This window comes from Devosia sp. XK-2 (assembly GCF_037113415.1).
GTDB lineage: Bacteria > Pseudomonadota > Alphaproteobacteria > Rhizobiales > Devosiaceae > Devosia.
The window spans coordinates 1,914,529-1,930,594 of sequence record NZ_CP146608.1 but is presented as its reverse complement, the minus strand read 5'-3'; the positions used below and the strand labels follow the sequence as shown (position 1 = coordinate 1,930,594).

27 protein-coding genes are annotated in these 16,066 nt (G+C 60.1%); all 27 read left to right on the top strand.

Annotated elements, in window-relative coordinates; translation table 11 throughout:
- Nucleotides 1-6 precede the first annotated feature (6 nt).
- The 27 genes from fusA to rpsK all read left to right on the top strand — a co-directional run bounded on the left by fusA (nt 7) and on the right by rpsK (nt 15,968).
- On the top strand, nt 7-2,097 hold the full coding sequence (fusA, locus tag V8Z65_RS09380; RefSeq protein WP_338719346.1) for an elongation factor G: 2,091 nt from the start codon (nt 7-9) through the stop codon (nt 2,095-2,097).
- 66 nt (nt 2,098-2,163) lie between these two features.
- Nucleotides 2,164-3,354 (top strand): elongation factor Tu, encoded by a 1,191-nt coding sequence (gene tuf / locus V8Z65_RS09375; protein WP_338719344.1) that lies wholly within the window; start codon nt 2,164-2,166, stop codon nt 3,352-3,354.
- Nucleotides 3,355-3,423: 69 nt separating this feature from the next.
- Nucleotides 3,424-3,732: a 30S ribosomal protein S10 gene (gene rpsJ, locus V8Z65_RS09370; RefSeq protein WP_035080820.1), complete on the top strand. Its 309-nt coding sequence runs from the start codon at nt 3,424-3,426 to the stop codon at nt 3,730-3,732.
- Nucleotides 3,733-3,813: 81 nt separating this feature from the next.
- Complete coding sequence (gene rplC, locus V8Z65_RS09365) at nt 3,814-4,509, top strand: 50S ribosomal protein L3 (protein ID WP_338719331.1); 696 nt, start codon at nt 3,814-3,816, stop codon at nt 4,507-4,509.
- Nucleotides 4,510-5,130 carry a 50S ribosomal protein L4 gene (gene rplD, locus V8Z65_RS09360; protein ID WP_338719329.1) on the top strand — a complete coding sequence of 207 codons (621 nt, stop codon included), beginning with the start codon at nt 4,510-4,512 and terminating at the stop codon, nt 5,128-5,130.
- Nucleotides 5,127-5,420, top strand: a complete 294-nt coding sequence (locus tag V8Z65_RS09355) for a 50S ribosomal protein L23 (protein WP_338719327.1) — start codon at nt 5,127-5,129, stop codon at nt 5,418-5,420. Before rplD ends, V8Z65_RS09355 begins: the two co-directional genes overlap by 4 nt.
- An 18-nt stretch (nt 5,421-5,438) precedes the next feature.
- Nucleotides 5,439-6,278 (top strand): 50S ribosomal protein L2, encoded by an 840-nt coding sequence (gene rplB, locus V8Z65_RS09350; protein WP_338719325.1) that lies wholly within the window; start codon nt 5,439-5,441, stop codon nt 6,276-6,278.
- Between the two features lie 3 nt (nt 6,279-6,281).
- Nucleotides 6,282-6,560, top strand: coding sequence for a 30S ribosomal protein S19 (gene rpsS, locus V8Z65_RS09345; RefSeq protein ID WP_338719323.1), 279 nt, complete (start codon nt 6,282-6,284; stop codon nt 6,558-6,560).
- Between the two features lie 3 nt (nt 6,561-6,563).
- Nucleotides 6,564-6,944 (top strand): 50S ribosomal protein L22, encoded by a 381-nt coding sequence (rplV, locus tag V8Z65_RS09340; RefSeq protein WP_067453330.1) that lies wholly within the window; start codon nt 6,564-6,566, stop codon nt 6,942-6,944.
- On the top strand, nt 6,944-7,681 hold the full coding sequence (gene rpsC / locus V8Z65_RS09335) for a 30S ribosomal protein S3 (RefSeq protein WP_338719320.1): 738 nt from the start codon (nt 6,944-6,946) through the stop codon (nt 7,679-7,681). Before rplV ends, rpsC begins: the two co-directional genes overlap by 1 nt.
- A gap of 15 nt (nt 7,682-7,696) precedes the next feature.
- Nucleotides 7,697-8,110: a 50S ribosomal protein L16 gene (rplP, locus tag V8Z65_RS09330; protein WP_169194895.1), complete on the top strand. Its 414-nt coding sequence runs from the start codon at nt 7,697-7,699 to the stop codon at nt 8,108-8,110.
- A gap of 11 nt (nt 8,111-8,121) precedes the next feature.
- Nucleotides 8,122-8,316, top strand: a complete 195-nt coding sequence (rpmC, locus tag V8Z65_RS09325) for a 50S ribosomal protein L29 (RefSeq protein WP_104894180.1) — start codon at nt 8,122-8,124, stop codon at nt 8,314-8,316.
- Between the two features lie 12 nt (nt 8,317-8,328).
- Nucleotides 8,329-8,562: a 30S ribosomal protein S17 gene (gene rpsQ, locus V8Z65_RS09320; RefSeq protein WP_046104451.1), complete on the top strand. Its 234-nt coding sequence runs from the start codon at nt 8,329-8,331 to the stop codon at nt 8,560-8,562.
- Nucleotides 8,563-8,626: 64 nt separating this feature from the next.
- Nucleotides 8,627-8,995, top strand: coding sequence for a 50S ribosomal protein L14 (gene rplN, locus V8Z65_RS09315; protein ID WP_104894182.1), 369 nt, complete (start codon nt 8,627-8,629; stop codon nt 8,993-8,995).
- Nucleotides 8,995-9,306, top strand: a complete 312-nt coding sequence (gene rplX, locus V8Z65_RS09310; RefSeq protein WP_183312493.1) for a 50S ribosomal protein L24 — start codon at nt 8,995-8,997, stop codon at nt 9,304-9,306. Before rplN ends, rplX begins: the two co-directional genes overlap by 1 nt.
- Nucleotides 9,299-9,856, top strand: a complete 558-nt coding sequence (gene rplE / locus V8Z65_RS09305) for a 50S ribosomal protein L5 (RefSeq protein WP_338719305.1) — start codon at nt 9,299-9,301, stop codon at nt 9,854-9,856. Before rplX ends, rplE begins: the two co-directional genes overlap by 8 nt.
- A gap of 31 nt (nt 9,857-9,887) precedes the next feature.
- On the top strand, nt 9,888-10,193 hold the full coding sequence (rpsN, locus tag V8Z65_RS09300) for a 30S ribosomal protein S14 (RefSeq protein ID WP_067453355.1): 306 nt from the start codon (nt 9,888-9,890) through the stop codon (nt 10,191-10,193).
- A gap of 13 nt (nt 10,194-10,206) precedes the next feature.
- Complete coding sequence (gene rpsH, locus V8Z65_RS09295; RefSeq protein WP_198875321.1) at nt 10,207-10,605, top strand: 30S ribosomal protein S8; 399 nt, start codon at nt 10,207-10,209, stop codon at nt 10,603-10,605.
- A 47-nt stretch (nt 10,606-10,652) separates the two neighbouring features.
- Nucleotides 10,653-11,186, top strand: coding sequence for a 50S ribosomal protein L6 (gene rplF / locus V8Z65_RS09290; protein WP_338719304.1), 534 nt, complete (start codon nt 10,653-10,655; stop codon nt 11,184-11,186).
- Nucleotides 11,187-11,198: 12 nt separating this feature from the next.
- Nucleotides 11,199-11,561, top strand: a complete 363-nt coding sequence (gene rplR, locus V8Z65_RS09285) for a 50S ribosomal protein L18 (protein WP_338719303.1) — start codon at nt 11,199-11,201, stop codon at nt 11,559-11,561.
- 20 nt (nt 11,562-11,581) lie between these two features.
- A complete protein-coding gene (gene rpsE, locus V8Z65_RS09280) occupies nt 11,582-12,115 on the top strand; it encodes a 30S ribosomal protein S5 (protein ID WP_104894188.1) in 534 nt (177 codons plus the stop codon).
- Nucleotides 12,116-12,136: 21 nt separating this feature from the next.
- Nucleotides 12,137-12,325: a 50S ribosomal protein L30 gene (rpmD, locus tag V8Z65_RS09275; protein WP_067453366.1), complete on the top strand. Its 189-nt coding sequence runs from the start codon at nt 12,137-12,139 to the stop codon at nt 12,323-12,325.
- Nucleotides 12,326-12,340: 15 nt separating this feature from the next.
- Entirely contained in the window at nt 12,341-12,841 is a 501-nt protein-coding gene (gene rplO / locus V8Z65_RS09270) for a 50S ribosomal protein L15 (protein WP_338719297.1), read from the top strand.
- 133 nt (nt 12,842-12,974) lie between these two features.
- Nucleotides 12,975-14,312 carry a preprotein translocase subunit SecY gene (gene secY, locus V8Z65_RS09265; protein ID WP_338719295.1) on the top strand — a complete coding sequence of 446 codons (1,338 nt, stop codon included), beginning with the start codon at nt 12,975-12,977 and terminating at the stop codon, nt 14,310-14,312.
- The gene (locus V8Z65_RS09260) at nt 14,309-14,878 is read left to right on the top strand and encodes an adenylate kinase (protein WP_338719293.1); all 570 of its coding nucleotides are present in this window, start codon (nt 14,309-14,311) and stop codon (nt 14,876-14,878) included. The genes secY and V8Z65_RS09260 overlap by 4 nt, the downstream gene beginning before the upstream one ends.
- Before the next feature lie 174 nt (nt 14,879-15,052).
- Complete coding sequence (rpsM, locus tag V8Z65_RS09255) at nt 15,053-15,421, top strand: 30S ribosomal protein S13 (protein WP_338719291.1); 369 nt, start codon at nt 15,053-15,055, stop codon at nt 15,419-15,421.
- A 154-nt stretch (nt 15,422-15,575) separates the two neighbouring features.
- Complete coding sequence (rpsK, locus tag V8Z65_RS09250) at nt 15,576-15,968, top strand: 30S ribosomal protein S11 (RefSeq protein WP_046104437.1); 393 nt, start codon at nt 15,576-15,578, stop codon at nt 15,966-15,968.
- Nucleotides 15,969-16,066: the final 98 nt, after the last annotated feature.

The following is a 16,066-nucleotide window of genomic DNA, read 5'->3' as shown; positions in this document are numbered from 1 at the left end:
CGCCCAATGGCACGCGAATACCCCATTAATCTCTATCGTAACTTCGGCATCATGGCTCACATCGATGCTGGCAAGACGACCACGACCGAACGTATCCTTTACTACACCGGCAAGTCCCACAAGATCGGCGAAGTCCATGACGGCGCCGCTACCATGGACTGGATGGAGCAGGAGCAGGAACGCGGCATCACCATCACTTCGGCTGCGACCACCACCTTCTGGAAGTCGCGCGAAGGCGTGATGCACCGCTTCAACATCATCGACACCCCCGGCCACGTGGACTTCACCATCGAAGTCGAGCGTTCGTTGCGCGTGCTTGACGGTGCTGTGGCTCTGCTGGACGCCAATGCCGGCGTTGAGCCGCAGACCGAAACCGTCTGGCGTCAGGCCGACAAGTACCACGTTCCGCGTCTGATCTTTGTCAACAAGATGGACAAGATCGGTGCCGACTTCTACCGCTGCGTGGACATGATCGGTACGCGTCTGGGTGCCAAGGGTATTCCCGTGCAGCTCCCGATCGGCGCTGAGAACGACTTCAAGGGCGTTGTCGACCTGATCGAGATGAATGCTCTGGTCTGGCGCAATGAAGAGCTCGGCGCTCAGTGGGATGTGGTCGAAATTCCGGCCGATCTCAAGGAAAAGGCCGAGAAGTTCCGCGAGCAGATGATCGAAGCCGCCGTCGAAATGGACGACGCTGCGATGGAAGCCTATCTCGAAGGCGAAATGCCGAGCAACGACACCATTCGTCGTCTGCTGCGTCAGGGCGTCTGCGACACCAAGTTCTTCCTGATCTTTGCGGGCTCCGCCTTCAAGAACAAGGGCGTTCAGCCGCTGCTGGATGGCGTTATCGACTTCCTGCCGGCCCCGACCGACGTCCCGGCCATCAAGGGTATCGATGCCAAGACCGAAGAGCCGATCGAGCGTCACGCTGACGACAACGAGCCGCTCTCGATGCTGGCCTTCAAGATCGCCAACGACCCGCATATGGGCTCGCTAACTTTCTGCCGCATCTATTCGGGCAAGCTCGAGCAGGGTGCGCAGCTGGAAAACACCGTGAAGGGCAAGCGCGAACGCGTTGGCCGCATGTTCCAGATGCACTCGAACAGCCGCGAACAGATCAGCGAAGCTTTCGCTGGCGACATCGTGGCCATCGTCGGCCTGAAGGATACCACCACTGGTGATACCCTTTGCCCATCGAACTCGCAGGTTATCCTGGAACGCATGATCTTCCCCGATCCGGTTATCGATATTTCGGTTGAGCCGAAGTCGAAGGCCGACCAGGAAAAGATGGGCCTGGCGCTCAACCGCCTGGCTGCTGAAGATCCGACCTTCCGCGTCAAGACCGACGAAGAATCGGGTCAGACGATCATCTCGGGCATGGGCGAGTTGCATCTCGACATTCTCGTGGATCGCATGAAGCGCGAGTTCAAGGTCGAGGCCAATATCGGCCAGCCGCAGGTTGCCTATCGTGAAACCATCACGAAGAAGACCGTCAAGGATTACACCCACAAGAAGCAGTCTGGTGGTTCGGGCCAGTTCGCCCGCATCAAGATTGAAGTCGAGCCGGGTGAAGTCGGCAAGGGTCTTGAATTCGTCAACGCCATCGTTGGTGGCGCAGTGCCGAGGGAATACGTTCCGGGCGTTCAGAAGGGCCTGGAATCGGTCATGGGCGCAGGCCCGCTGATCGGCTTCCCAGTCGTGGACATCAAGGTCACCCTGACCGACGGTGCGTACCACGATGTGGACTCCTCGGTGCTGGCATTCGAAATCGCAGCGCGCGCGGGTTTCCGTGAAGCAATGCGTGAAGCCGGTCCGAAGATTCTCGAACCGATCATGAAGGTTGAAGTTACGACGCCAGATGAGTACATGGGCGACGTCATCGGTGATTTGAATTCCCGTCGCGGGCAGATCCAGGGCACTGAAAGCCGTGGTGTGGTCCAGGTCGTGAATGCATTTGTGCCGCTTGCCAACATGTTTGGTTACGTGAATTCGCTCCGGTCGATGAGCCAGGGCCGTGCCAACTACTCGATGGTGATGGATCACTACGAGCAGGTGCCGCAGGCAGTCGCCGACGAAGTCCAGGCCAAATACGCCTAAAACAGCGCAAGCTACTAAAACTCAACTGAATGTCGGCGATTGCGCTGACGAATTTGGAGAAAAGCGATGGCGAAGGAAAAGTTTTCCCGCACCAAGCCGCACTGCAACATCGGCACCATCGGTCACGTTGACCATGGCAAGACCTCGCTGACCGCAGCGATCACCAAGGTCCTGGCTGAGACTGGCGGCGCAACCTTCCGTGACTATTCGCAGATTGACGCTGCGCCGGAAGAAAAGGCTCGCGGTATCACCATCAACACCGCTCACGTCGAGTACGAGACCACCAACCGTCACTATGCTCACGTCGACTGCCCGGGCCACGCCGACTACGTGAAGAACATGATCACCGGTGCTGCCCAGATGGACGGCGCGATCCTGGTCGTGTCCGCTGCCGACGGCCCGATGCCCCAGACCCGTGAGCACATCCTGCTCGCCCGCCAGGTTGGCGTGCCGGCCCTGGTCGTGTTCCTGAACAAGTGCGACATGGTCGACGATCCGGAACTGCTCGAGCTCGTTGAACTCGAAGTTCGCGAACTCCTGAGCTCGTACGAGTTCCCCGGCGACGATATTCCGATCATCAAGGGCTCGGCTCTTGCTGCTCTGGAAAACTCGGACCAGAAGCTCGGCCACGACGCCGTTCTCGAGCTGATGGCTGCTGTCGACTCCTACATCCCGCAGCCGGAACGTCCGGTTGACCAGCCCTTCCTGATGCCGATCGAAGACGTGTTCTCGATCTCGGGTCGTGGTACCGTGGTGACCGGTCGTGTCGAGCGCGGCATCATCAAGGTTGGTGAAGAAGTCGAAATCGTCGGCATCAAGGCCACCCAGAAGACCACCGTTACCGGTGTTGAAATGTTCCGCAAGCTGCTCGATTCGGGTGAGGCTGGCGACAATATCGGCGCCCTGATCCGCGGTATCGACCGCACCCAGGTGGAACGTGGCCAGGTGCTCTGCAAGCCCGGTTCCGTGACCCCGCATACCGACTTCGTTGCTGAGGCCTATATCCTCACCAAGGAAGAAGGCGGCCGTCACACTCCGTTCTTCGGCAACTACCGTCCGCAGTTCTACTTCCGCACCACCGACGTGACCGGCATCGTGACGCTGCCGGAAGGCACCGAGATGGTGATGCCGGGCGACAACATCAACATGAATGTTCAGCTCATCGTTCCGATCGCCATGGAAGAGAAGCTCCGCTTCGCTATCCGTGAAGGTGGCCGCACCGTCGGCGCCGGCGTCGTCGCGAAGATCCTGAAGTAAGCCTCTTTGAGACATTCGTGGCGCGCGGATGAACGCGCGCCACGAACCTTTTTTGTCAGGATTGTGAAGATGAACGGTCAGAATATCCGCATCCGCCTCAAGGCGTTTGACCACCGCGTGCTCGACACCTCGACCCGCGAGATCGTCAATACCGCCAAGCGTACGGGTGCACAGGTGCGCGGGCCGATCCCGCTGCCGACCCGCATCGACAAGTTCACCGTGAACCGCTCGCCCCATATCGATAAGAAGGCGCGTGAGCAGTTCGAGATCCGGACCCACAAGCGTCTTCTGGACATTGTGGACCCGACTCCCCAGACGGTCGATGCACTGATGAAGCTCGATCTCGCCGCCGGTGTCGACGTCGAAATCAAGCTCTAAAACAAGAGTTTCCGCGCCTGCCGCTAAATGGGTCCTCTGAAAACATGACCCGGCAGAGTGCCAACAAGAAGGTAATAACCGATGCGTTCTGGATTGATCGCACAGAAGCTGGGCATGACCCGCATCTTCACCGAGGACGGTAACCACGTCCCCGTGACGGTGTTGGGCCTGCAGAACTGCCAGGTGGTGGGCCAGCGGACCGTCGAAAAGGATGGCTATGTCGCCCTGCAGTTGGGTGCCGGCCAGGCCAAGCCGAAGAATGTTTCCAAGGCTGAGCGCGGCCAATATGCCGTTGCCAAGGTCGAGCCCAAGCGCCACGTGGCTGAGTTCCGCGTCGACGCCGAGAACCTCATTGAGGTTGGTGCGACCCTGAAGGCAGACCACTTTGCCGAAGGTCAGCTGGTCGATGTGACCGGTACCTCGATCGGTAAGGGTTTTGCTGGCGGTATGAAGCGCTGGAACTTCGGTGGTCTGCGTGCCTCGCACGGTGTGTCTGTGTCGCACCGCTCGATCGGTTCGACCGGTGGCCGTCAGGACCCGGGTAAGACCTTCAAGAATAAGAAGATGCCGGGCCATATGGGCGATCGTCGCATCACCACGCAGAACGTCAAGGTCGTCAAGACCGATGTGGAGCGTGGCCTGATCATGATCCAAGGTTCGGTTCCGGGCTCCAAGGGCGCCTGGATCATGATCAAGGACGCCGTAAAGAAGCCGGCTCCCGCGAACGCAGCCTTCCCTGGCTCGTTCGAGGCCGCAGCTGCGGGAGAAGCGAAGTAAATGGAACTCCAGGTAACTACTCTCGAAGGCAAGTCGGCCGGTAAGGTCGAGGTCGCGGACGCTGTGTTCGGCCTCGAAGTCCGTCCCGATATCCTGCACCGCATGGTTCGCTACCAGCAGCTCAAGGCCATGGCCGGCACGCATGACGTGAAGAACCGGTCGGAAGGCGCGCGCACGGGCAAGAAGTTCGTGAAGCAGAAGGGTTCGGGCGGCGCCCGTCACGGCGATCGCAAGGCTCCCCAGTTCCGTGGTGGTGGCCGTGCATTCGGTCCGACCCCGCGCAGCCACGCGATTGATCTTCCCAAGAAGGTCCGTGCCCTGGCGCTCAAGCACGCTCTGTCGTCCAAGGCCAAGGCCGGTTCGCTGATCGTGATCGACAGTGTCGCTCAGAAGGAAGCCAAGACGGCTGCCCTGCGCACCACTTTCGGCAAGCTGGAATGGGCTAACGCCCTGATCATCGATGGTGCAAATGTCGACCAGAACTTTGCTCTGGCCGCTCGCAACATCCCGAATATCGACGTGCTGCCGATCCAGGGGATCAACGTTGTTTCGATCCTGAAGCGCGACAAGCTCGTCCTGACCAAGGCAGCGCTGGAAGCGCTCGAAGCGAGGTTCGCATGAACAAGCTTGCCGCATACGACATCGTCCGTAACCCCGTCGTGACCGAAAAGTCGACGATGGCTTCGGAAGCAAACCAGGTCGTTTTCGACGTGGCGATCGATGCCAACAAGACCGAAATCAAGGCCGCCGTCGAGCAGCTTTTCTCGGTCAAGGTCAAGGCAGTGAATACCCTGGTCCGCAAGGGCAAGGTGAAGCGCTTCCGTGGCAAGGTTGGCGTTCGCAACGACGTCAAGAAGGCCGTCGTGACCCTGGTCGATGGCCAGTCGATCGATATTTCGACCGGCCTCTAAGGGATAAGAGACAGACAAATGGCTCTAAAGACTTATAACCCCACCTCCGAAGGCCGCCGCACCCTGGTGACGACTGACCGTTCGGAACTGTGGAAGGGCGCTCCGGTCAAGGCTCTGACCGAAGGCCTGAGCAAATCCGGTGGTCGTAACAACCGTGGTCGCATCACTGCGTTCCACCGTGGTGGCGGTCACAAGCGCAGCTATCGCATGGTGGACTTCAAGCGCGTGAAGTTCGACGTGGTCGGGACAGTTGAACGTCTCGAATACGATCCGAACCGCACCGCCTGGATTGCGCTGATCAAGTACGAAGATGGCGAGCTGGCCTATATCGTGGCTCCGCAGCGTCTTGCCGCCGGCGACAAGGTGATCTCCTCGCTCAACGGCGCGGACGTCAAGCCGGGCAATACCATGCCGCTCGAGCGCATGCCGGTGGGTACCATCGTGCACAATATCGAGCTCAAGCCCCGCAAGGGCGGCCAGGTGGCGCGTTCGGCCGGTGCCTATGCCCAGTATGTGGGTCGCGACCAGGGTTGGGCGATCCTTCGCCTTAATTCGGGTGAGCAGCGCCGCGTGCATGGCTCGTGCCTGGCCACTGTCGGTGCCGTCTCGAACCAGGACCATGCCAATACCTCCATGGGTAAGGCTGGTCGCAATCGCTGGCTCGGCCGCAAGCCGGTTAACCGCGGCGTGACCATGAACCCGGTCGACCACCCGCATGGTGGTGGTGAAGGCCGTACCTCGGGTGGCCGTCATCCGGTGACCCCGTGGGGCAAGCCCACCAAGGGCAAGCGTACGCGCAGCAACAAGGCTACCGATCAGTTTATCGTTCGCAGCCGTCACGTGAAGAAGGGCAGGTAAGACATGACCCGTTCGATTTGGAAGGGCCCGTTCGTAGACGGCTACCTGCTCAAGAAGGCCGAGAAGGCCCAGTCCTCTGGCCGCAACGATGTGGTCAAGATCTGGTCCCGTCGCTCGACCATTCTGCCGCAGTTCGTCGGCATCACGTTCGGCGTGCACAATGGCCAGAAGCATGTTCCGGTGCTCGTCACTGAGGAAATGATCGGCCACAAGTTTGGCGAGTTCGCGCCGACCCGTACCTATTACGGTCACGCGGCCGACAAGAAGGCCAAGAGGAAGTAAGAGATGAGCAAGCCTAAGACTGAGCGCGCTCTCAAGGATAACGAGGCAAAGGCTGTGCTGCGCATGCTGCGCATCAGCCCTCAGAAGCTGAACCTCGTCGCGCAGTTGATCCGTGGCAAGAAGGTCGAGCGGGCCCTGGCCGATCTCGAATTCAGCCACAAGCGCATCTCCGGCCAGGTGAAGAAGGTGCTCGAGAGCGCCATCGCCAACGCCGAAAACAACCACGGCCTGGACACCGACGCTCTTGTCGTTGCTGAAGCCTATGTGGGCAATTCGCTGGTGATGAAGCGCTTCACCGCTCGCGGCCGTGGTCGGTCGTCGCGCATCGAGAAGCCGTTCTCGCACCTGACGATTGTTGTCCGGCAAGTTGAGGAGGCCGCATAATGGGCCAGAAAATCAATCCGATTGGCTTCCGCCTCGGCATCAACCGGACCTGGGACAGCCGTTGGTTCGCCAATAAGGGTGAATATGGCGCGCTGCTTCAGGAAGACCTGAAGATCCGCACCATGCTGATGAAGGATCTGAAGGCCGCTGCGGTTTCCAAGATCGTCATCGAGCGCCCGCACCGCAAGTGCCGCGTGTCGATCCACACTGCCCGTCCGGGTATCGTGATCGGCAAGAAGGGCGCTGACATCGACAAGATCCGCGCCAAGGTGAAGAAGTTCACCGACAGCGAAGTGCACATCAACATCGTTGAAGTGCGCAAGCCGGAAACCGATGCGACGCTGGTTGCCCAGGGCATTGCCCAGCAGTTGGAACGCCGTGTGGCATTCCGTCGCGCCATGAAGCGCGCTGTGCAGACCGCAATCCGCATGGGCGCCGGTGGTATCCGCGTCAATGTCGGTGGTCGTCTCGGCGGCGCTGATATCGCCCGTACCGAATGGTACCGCGAAGGTCGCGTGCCGCTGCACACCCTGCGCGCCGATATCGACTACGGTACTGCCGAAGCCGAAACCACTTACGGCATCATCGGTATCAAGGTCTGGATCTTCAAGGGCGAAGTCCTTGAGCACGATCCCTCGGCCCATGAGCGTCGCGCCACCGAAGGCGGCGAAGGTGGTCAGCGTTCCGAGCGCGAACCGCGCCGTGAACGCGGCGACCGCGATCGCGAACGCGCATAAGAAGGTTAGTTCATTATGCTGCAACCGAAGAGAACCAAGTTCCGCAAGGCCCACAAGGGCCGCATTCACGGCGAAGCCAAGGGTGGCACCACCCTGGCTTTCGGCCAATACGCTCTCAAGGCCACCGAGCCGGAACGCGTTACGGCCCGCCAGATCGAAGCTGCCCGTCGTGCCATCACTCGTGAGATGAAGCGTCAGGGCCGCGTCTGGATCCGGATTTTCCCGGATCTGCCGGTTTCCAAGAAGCCTACCGAAGTCCGTATGGGTAAGGGTAAGGGTTCGGTGGAGTACTGGGCCGCGCGGGTAAAACCGGGTCGTATCGTTTTTGAGATTGACGGCGTACCCGAAGACGTTGCAAAGGAGGCCCTTCGCCTCGGAGCAATGAAGTTGCCGATCACCACGCGTATTGTCACGCGTATTGCCGACTAAGGAACACGAGCATGAAAGCCAGTGATGTGCGGGCCAAGACCGCAGACGAACTGAAAGATCAGCTCGTCGACCTGAAGAAAGAACAGTTCAACCTGCGTTTCCAGCGCGCTACCCAGCAGTTGGAAAAGCCGGCCAGGGTTCGGGAAGTCCGCCGCGATATCGCGCGGATCAAGACCGTCCTCGGCCAAAAGAACGCAGCTAAGTAAGGATTCACACCCATGCCAAAGCGCGTTTTGCAGGGGACCGTTGTCTCCGACGCCAATGACAAGACCATCGTGGTTCGTGTCGAGCGCCGTTTCACCCATCCGCTTCTGAAGAAGACCGTGCGTCGTTCCAAGAAGTATCACGCCCACGACGAAAACAACGTGGCGAAGGTCGGTCAGACCGTGTGGATCGAGGAAACCGCGCCGATTTCGAAGAACAAGCGCTGGGCGCTGGTTCCGTCTGCGTAAGAGAAACAATTCAGGTCGGCGCGCCGGGTGACGGTGCAGCCGATAAACTAGAAGGCATCCAGTCATGATCCAGATGCAGTCCAATCTCGACGTCGCGGACAATTCCGGCGCTCGTCGTGTCATGTGCATCAAGGTGCTGGGCGGTTCGCATCGAAAATACGCCTCGGTCGGCGACATTATCGTCGTTTCGGTCAAGGACGCTATTCCGCGCGGCCGCGTCAAAAAGGGCCAGGTGATGAAGGCCGTGGTGGTTCGCACCGCAACCGACATCCGCCGTCCCGACGGCACCGTCATCCGTTTCGACAAGAACGCCGCCGTTCTTCTGAACAATCAGAAGGAGCCGATCGGCACCCGCATCTTCGGACCGGTTCCGCGCGAACTCCGCGCCAAGAACCAGATGAAGATCATTTCGCTTGCCCCAGAGGTGCTGTAATGGCCGCCAAGATCAAGAAGGGCGACAAAGTGGTCGTCCTGGCCGGCAAGGACAAGGGCAAGACCGGTCAGGTCCTGTCCGTCATCCCGTCCGAAACCCGCGCGATCGTCCAGGGTATCAACCTGGTTCGTCGCCACCAGAAGCAGACTGCATCGAACGATGCCGGCATCTTCACCAAGGAAGCGCCGATCCATCTTTCGAACCTGGCGGTCGCCGACAAGGATGGCAAGCCGTCCCGCGTCGGTTTCCAGATCAAGGACGGCGTGAAGACCCGCGTCGCCAAGACCACCGGAGATCAGATCGATGGCTGAGACCGCTTACATTCCGCGTCTCCGGACCGAATATGACAATACGATCAAGGCCGCGCTGCGTGAGCAGTTTGCCTACAAGAACGTCATGGAGCTGCCGCGCCTTGACAAGATCGTGCTGAACATGGGCGTTGGCGAAGCCGTCAACGACACCAAGAAGGTGAAGTCTGCTGCCGACCAGCTCGAGCTGATCGCCGGTCAGAAGCCCGTCATCACGCATGCCCGCAAGTCGATCGCCGGCTTCAAGGTTCGCGAGAACATGCCGCTTGGCGTCAAGGTCACGCTGCGCAAGACGCGCATGTATGAATTCCTGGACCGCCTGGTGAATATCGCCCTGCCGCGCGTCCGCGACTTCCGCGGCCTCAACCCGAACGCCTTTGACGGCCGTGGCAATTATGCCATGGGCATCAAGGAACACATCATCTTCCCCGAGATCAACTACGATCAGATCGATCAGGTTTGGGGCATGGACATCGTGGTTTGCACCACGGCCAAGACCGATGATGAGGCGCGTGCGCTTCTCAAGGCTTTCAACTTCCCGTTCCGCCAGTAAGCGGCATAGGGAAGGGATAAAGGATCAGGACATGGCAAAGACCAGCTCCATCGAAAAGAACAAGAAGCGCGCCGCTCTGGCCAAGCAGTATGCCGACAAGCGCGCTGCGCTCAAGGCGACCGTGAAGAACCAGGACACTCCCATTGAGGAGCGTTTCAAGGCCAGCCTCAAACTGGCCGAACTGCCGCGCAATTCGGCAAAGGTCCGCATTCGCAACCGTTGCGAAGTGTCGGGTCGCCCGCGTGGTTACTATCGCAAGCTCAAGATGAGCCGTATCGCCCTGCGTCAGCTGGGCAACCTGGGTCAGATCCCGGGTCTGGTGAAGTCGAGCTGGTAAGGAGAAACATCAAATGAGCTTTTCCGATCCTATCGGCGATATGCTGACCCGTATCCGCAACGCTCAGGAGCGTCGCAAGAATTCCGTTACGACTCCGGCTTCGACCCTGCGTGGTCGTGTGCTGGACGTTCTCCAGTCCGAGGGGTTCATCCGCGGCTACTCGGAGACGAAGTTCGAGAACGGTGCCGCCGAGTACGAGATTGAACTCAAGTATTCGGACAATGAGGGCGTTATCCGCACGATCGAGCGCGTTTCGCGTCCCGGCCGCCGCGTTTACGCATCTGTCAAGAACATCCCGCAGGTTGCCAATGGCCTGGGTGTGTCGATCCTCTCCACCCCCAAGGGTGTGATGGCCGACCACGAAGCTAAGGCCGCCAATGTGGGTGGCGAGGTACTCTGCCGCGTCTTCTAAGCCACTTGGCTTAGAGGATCGGTAAGACGATTACTCAAGGAAGCATTATGTCACGTACTGGCAAGAAACCGGTGGCCCCGGTGAACGGCGTCACGGTTACGATCAATGGTCGTACCGTCTCGGCCAAGGGCCCGAAGGGCGAACTGAGCCTGCAGCTCATGGATATCGTCAATGTCGAGCAGGGTGATGACGGCGTTGTCGTCACTCCGGCCAATGACACCCGTGAAGCTCGCGCCGCCTGGGGCACCACCCGCGCGCTGATCCAGAACCTTGTTACCGGTGTGAGCGCCGGCTTCGAGAAGAAGCTTGCGATCCAGGGCGTGGGTTACCGCGCTGCCATGCAGGGCAAGGACGTCAAGCTCTCGCTCGGTTTCAGCCACGAAGTGGTTTATGAAGCTCCCCAGGGTATCACCCTTGCCGTTCCGGCCCCCACCGAGATCGTGGTGTCCGGCATCGACAAGCAGCAGGTTGGCCAGGTCGCGGCCGAGATCCGCGGTTGGCGTCCCCCCGAGCCTTATAAGGGCAAAGGCGTGCGTTACGCCGACGAGCAGGTCTTCCGCAAAGAAGGCAAGAAGAAGTAAGGAGCGCCACAGATGGCTATTTCTGCAAAAGGTGCGGAACGCCGCAAGGCCCGTGTCCGCAAGGCGCTCAAGGCTCGTGCCTTTGGTCGTCCCCGTCTCAGCGTTTTCCGCTCGGACAAGAATATTTACGCCCAGATCATCGACGACACCACCGGCCGCACGCTGGCCGCTGCCTCGACCCTGGAAAAGGACGTGCGCGGTTCGTTCAAGAACGGTGGCAATGCCGAAGCGGCCGTGGCCGTTGGCAAGCTGATCGCCGAGCGTGGCGTTAAGGCTGGTGTCGGCGAAGTCGTGTTCGACCGTGGCGCCTATATCTATCATGGCCGTGTTAAGGCCCTTGCAGATGCTGCCCGTGAGGGCGGCCTGCAGTTCTAACAACGGCGAGGAAGAGAATTATGAGCAGAGACGTTCAAGAACGCGAAAGCGAGTTCGTCGATCGCCTGGTCCACATCAACCGTGTGGCCAAGGTTGTGAAGGGCGGCCGTCGCTTCGGTTTTGCGGCGCTCGTCGTTGTCGGCGACCAGAAGGGTCGCGTCGGGTTCGGTCACGGCAAGGCCCGTGAAGTGCCCGAGGCTATCCGCAAGGCAACCGAACAGGCCAAGCGCCAGATGATCCGCGTGCCGCTGCGCGACGCCCGTACGCTTCACCATGATGTCACCGGTCGCCACGGCGCCGGCAAGGTCATCCTGCGTGCAGCCGTTCCGGGTACCGGTATCATCGCCGGTGGTCCGATGCGCGCCGTCTTCGAGACGCTGGGTATCAACGACATCGTTGCCAAGTCGCAGGGTACTGCGAACCCCTACAACATGATCCGCGCCACCTTCGATGCGCTCAAGCGCGTCGACAGCCCCCGTTCGGTGGCTTCGCGTCGCGGTATCAAGGTTTCGGAACTCCAGGCTCGCCGCGGCGAGGCTGCAGTGGAAGCCTGATAGGGCCGGTGGAGAACTATTATGGCAAAAGCTAAGACCATCGTTGTCCAGCAGGTCGGTTCGCCGATCCGCCGTGAAAAGAGCCAGCGCGCGACCCTGATCGGTCTCGGGCTCAACAAGATGAACAAGCAGCGTGAGCTGGTTGATACGCCCGAAGTGCGCGGCATGATCAACAAGATCCCGCATCTCGTCCGCGTTGTCGGCGAGTAAAGGAAGGTCGGATCAATGACTCGTTTGAACGAACTTCGCGATAATCCCGGAGCCAACAAGACCCGCGTCCGTATCGGCCGTGGTATCGGCTCGGGCGTCGGCAAGACCGGTGGTCGCGGTGGCAAGGGCCAGACGGCTCGCGCCGGTGTGGCTATCAACGGCTTTGAAGGCGGCCAGATGCCCCTTCACATGCGTATGCCCAAGCGCGGCTTCAACGCCTGGAACCCGAAGGACTTCAATGAAGTCCGCATCGACCGCATCCAGGCCTATATCGACAGCGGCAAGCTCGACGCCAAGGGTGTTGTGGACGCTGCTGCCCTAATCGCGGCCGGTGTCATTCGTCGCGCCAAGGACGGTGTCCGTCTGATCGGTTCGGAAGGTTTCTCGGCCAAGAAGGTTACCTTCAAGGTCGATTACGCCACCAAGGGCGCTGCTGCCGCCATTGAGGCTGCAGGCGGCAAGCTTGACCTTATCCCGGTCAAGGAGACCTGGAAGAAGGCCCCACGCGCCGAGTAATCCACTCGGCAGGGCGCACCCGGCATGACGCTGGGTGCGCTCTTTTGGTTTGTTGCGTCTGGCCGACACATATCCCATATATGCGTCTCCAGCGCTCCGAGCGCACCTGGCATTCAAGCCGTAGGAGCGGTATATGGCGTCCGCAGCCGAACAGCTGGCACGTAATCTCAGTTTCTCGACCTTTTCCAAGGCGAAAGCCCTTCAGCAGCGCATCTGGTTCACTCTCGGAGCGCTGCTTGTTTATCGTTTGGGCACATTCATTCCTGTTCCGGGAATCGACCCCGACGCGTTCCGCGCGACTTTCGAACAGTCGCAGCAAGGCATTATCGGCATGTTCAACATGTTTGCCGGTGGTGCCGTGGAGCGTATGGCGATCTTCGCGCTGAACCTGATCCCCTACATTACTGCATCTATCGTGGTGCAAGTGATCGCTACAGCGTCCCCCCGTCTTGAGGCCCTCAAGAAGGAAGGGGAGGCCGGGCGCCGCAAGATGAACCAATATACCCGCTATCTGGCCGTGCTGTTCTGCGCGGTTCAGGCCTATGGCATTGCCGTGGGCCTCGAGGGTAGCCAGGGCGTCGTGCTCAATCCGGGCTGGTTCTTCCGCATTTCGACGGTGATCACCCTGGTTGGTGGCACCATGTTCCTGATGTGGCTGGGTGAGCAGATCACCGCGCGCGGCGTCGGTAATGGTATTTCGCTGATCATCTTTGCGGGTATCGTGGCCAATCTGCCCTCGACCGTGGCGCAGACGCTCGAACTGGCCCGCACGGGCGCCATTCCAGCTCTGGCCGGTCTCGGCATGCTGGTTCTGGCCCTGGTGGTGATCGCCGTGATCATCTTCTTCGAGCGCGCCCAGCGCCGGCTGCTGATCCAGTATCCGAAGCGCCAGGTTGGCAACAAGATGTTCCAGGGCGACACGTCGCACCTGCCGCTCAAGCTGAATACGTCGGGTGTTATTCCGGTGATTTTCGGTTCGTCCCTGCTGCTGCTGCCGGCAACTATCGCTTCGTTCGCCGCGCAGGGTAATGCGCCGGCCTGGCTGACGACGGTTACGGCGCTGCTGGGCCGCGGGCAGCCGCTTTATCTGGCGCTATTCGCGTTCTTCATCATCTTCTTTGCCTTCTTTTATACGGCCATCGTGTTCAACCCGAGCGAGACGGCGGACAATCTGAAGCGTTCCGGCGGTTTCATCCCGGGCATCCGTCCGGGCGAACGGACCGCGCAGCATATCGACTATGTGCTGACCCGCATCACCGTTGTCGGCGCCATCTATCTGACGGTCGTGGCGTTGATCCCGGAAGTGCTGTTCAGCCAATTGGCAGTCAGCCAGTTTATCGGCGGTACCTCGCTGCTGATCATGGTGACGGTGACGCTGGACACGATCACGCAGATCCAGAGCCATCTGGTGGCCCAGCAATATGAGGGGCTGCTCAAGAAATCCCGTCTTGGAGGAGGCAAGCGTCGATGAGGTTGATCCTGTTGGGACCCCCGGGGGCGGGGAAGGGCACACAGGCCAAGATATTGGTGGACGCTTACGGCATTCCCCAGCTTTCAACCGGCGATATTCTGCGCGCCGCCATTGCGGCCAAGACACCTCTGGGCCTTGAAGCCAAGGCTATCGTGGACCGCGGCGACCTGGTGTCCGATGCCATCGTCAACGGGATCGTGTCCGAGCGTCTCGATGCCGACGACTGCAAACCCGGCTTCATCCTGGATGGTTTCCCGCGGACCATTGCACAGGCCGAAGCGCTCGATCAGATGCTGGCGGACAAGGGAATCGCTCTCGACGCCGTCATCGAGATCAAGGCCGAGGCCGATGAGCTGGTGAAGCGCGTGATCAACCGCGCCAAGGAGTCGGGCGGTGCCCGAGCCGATGACAATGAGGAAGTGCTGCGCAAGCGCCTCGGGGTCTATTCGGAACAGACCGCGCCGTTGGTGGAATATTATGCCGGCAAGGGCCTCCTGAAGCCAGTCGATGGCATGGCGCCTGTCGATGATGTGACGGCAGCCATCAAGAGCGCGCTCGGCAAGTAAACAATAGGCCGGGAAGGGCAGTTGACTCCGCCCGGTCTTATCCTTAAAGAACCGCACCAGTCTCATGGATCATTGGGCTGGATTCGGTTCTCCCTTAGTTGGGGGTCGAAATCCGGTCCCTTGTTGTTTAAAGGCACCCGCCGCGATGGCGCGTGTGAATGAAGGAGAGCAGACGTGGCTCGTATTGCTGGCGTCAACATTCCGACGAATAAGCGCGTGGTTATCGCGCTGCAGTATATTCACGGGATCGGCGAGAAGTTCGCCAAGGACATTACTGAAACGGTCGGGATTCCCGCCGAGCGCCGCGTCAACGAGCTGACCGACGCTGAAGTCATTCAGATCCGTGAAGCCATCGACCGCGACTATGTCGTGGAAGGTGACCTGCGCCGCAATGTTGCGATGAACATCAAGCGCCTGATGGACCTGGGTAACTATCGTGGCCTGCGCCACCGTCGCGGCCTGCCGGTTCGCGGTCAGCGCACCCATACCAATGCTCGTACTCGCAAGGGTCCGGCTAAGCCGATCGCCGGCAAGAAGAAGTAATTCCTGTCCCGCGATTGCGGGGCGGTTGTTTGAATTGGGAGTAGCGGGTCAAGCCTTTCCGGGGTTCGCAAGAGCTGGCCGGTCAGACTTGGACCGTTTCTTCCGTGGTGGAGCTGCTGGCATTACGGCAGCGCCGATATCCTAGAGGATAGTAATGGCTAAGACTGAAGTCGCGCGCGTCCGTCGCAAGGAGCGCAAGAATATCACTTCGGGCGTCGCTCACGTGAACGCCTCCTTCAACAACACGATGATCACCATCGCCGATATGCAGGGCAACACGATTTCGTGGTCGTCCTCGGGCGTGATGGGTTTCAAGGGCTCGCGCAAGTCGACCCCTTATGCTGCCCAGGTTGCTGCTGAAGACGCCGCCAAGAAGGCGCAGGAACACGGCATGAAGACCCTCGAGGTCGAAGTGCGTGGTCCCGGTTCGGGCCGTGAATCGGCTCTGCGCGCCCTGCAGGCTGCCGGCTTCAACGTCACCTCGATCCGTGACGTCACGTCGATCCCGCACAATGGCTGCCGTCCGCGCAAGCGGCGCCGCGTCTAACAAGACGATTGGAAGCCTCCCGGCCGATTGGATGGGCCGGGAGTTCTATTGTGTTTGCGGCGGAGCGGCCGCGTGGCCGCTAATTTGAAAGGACAATA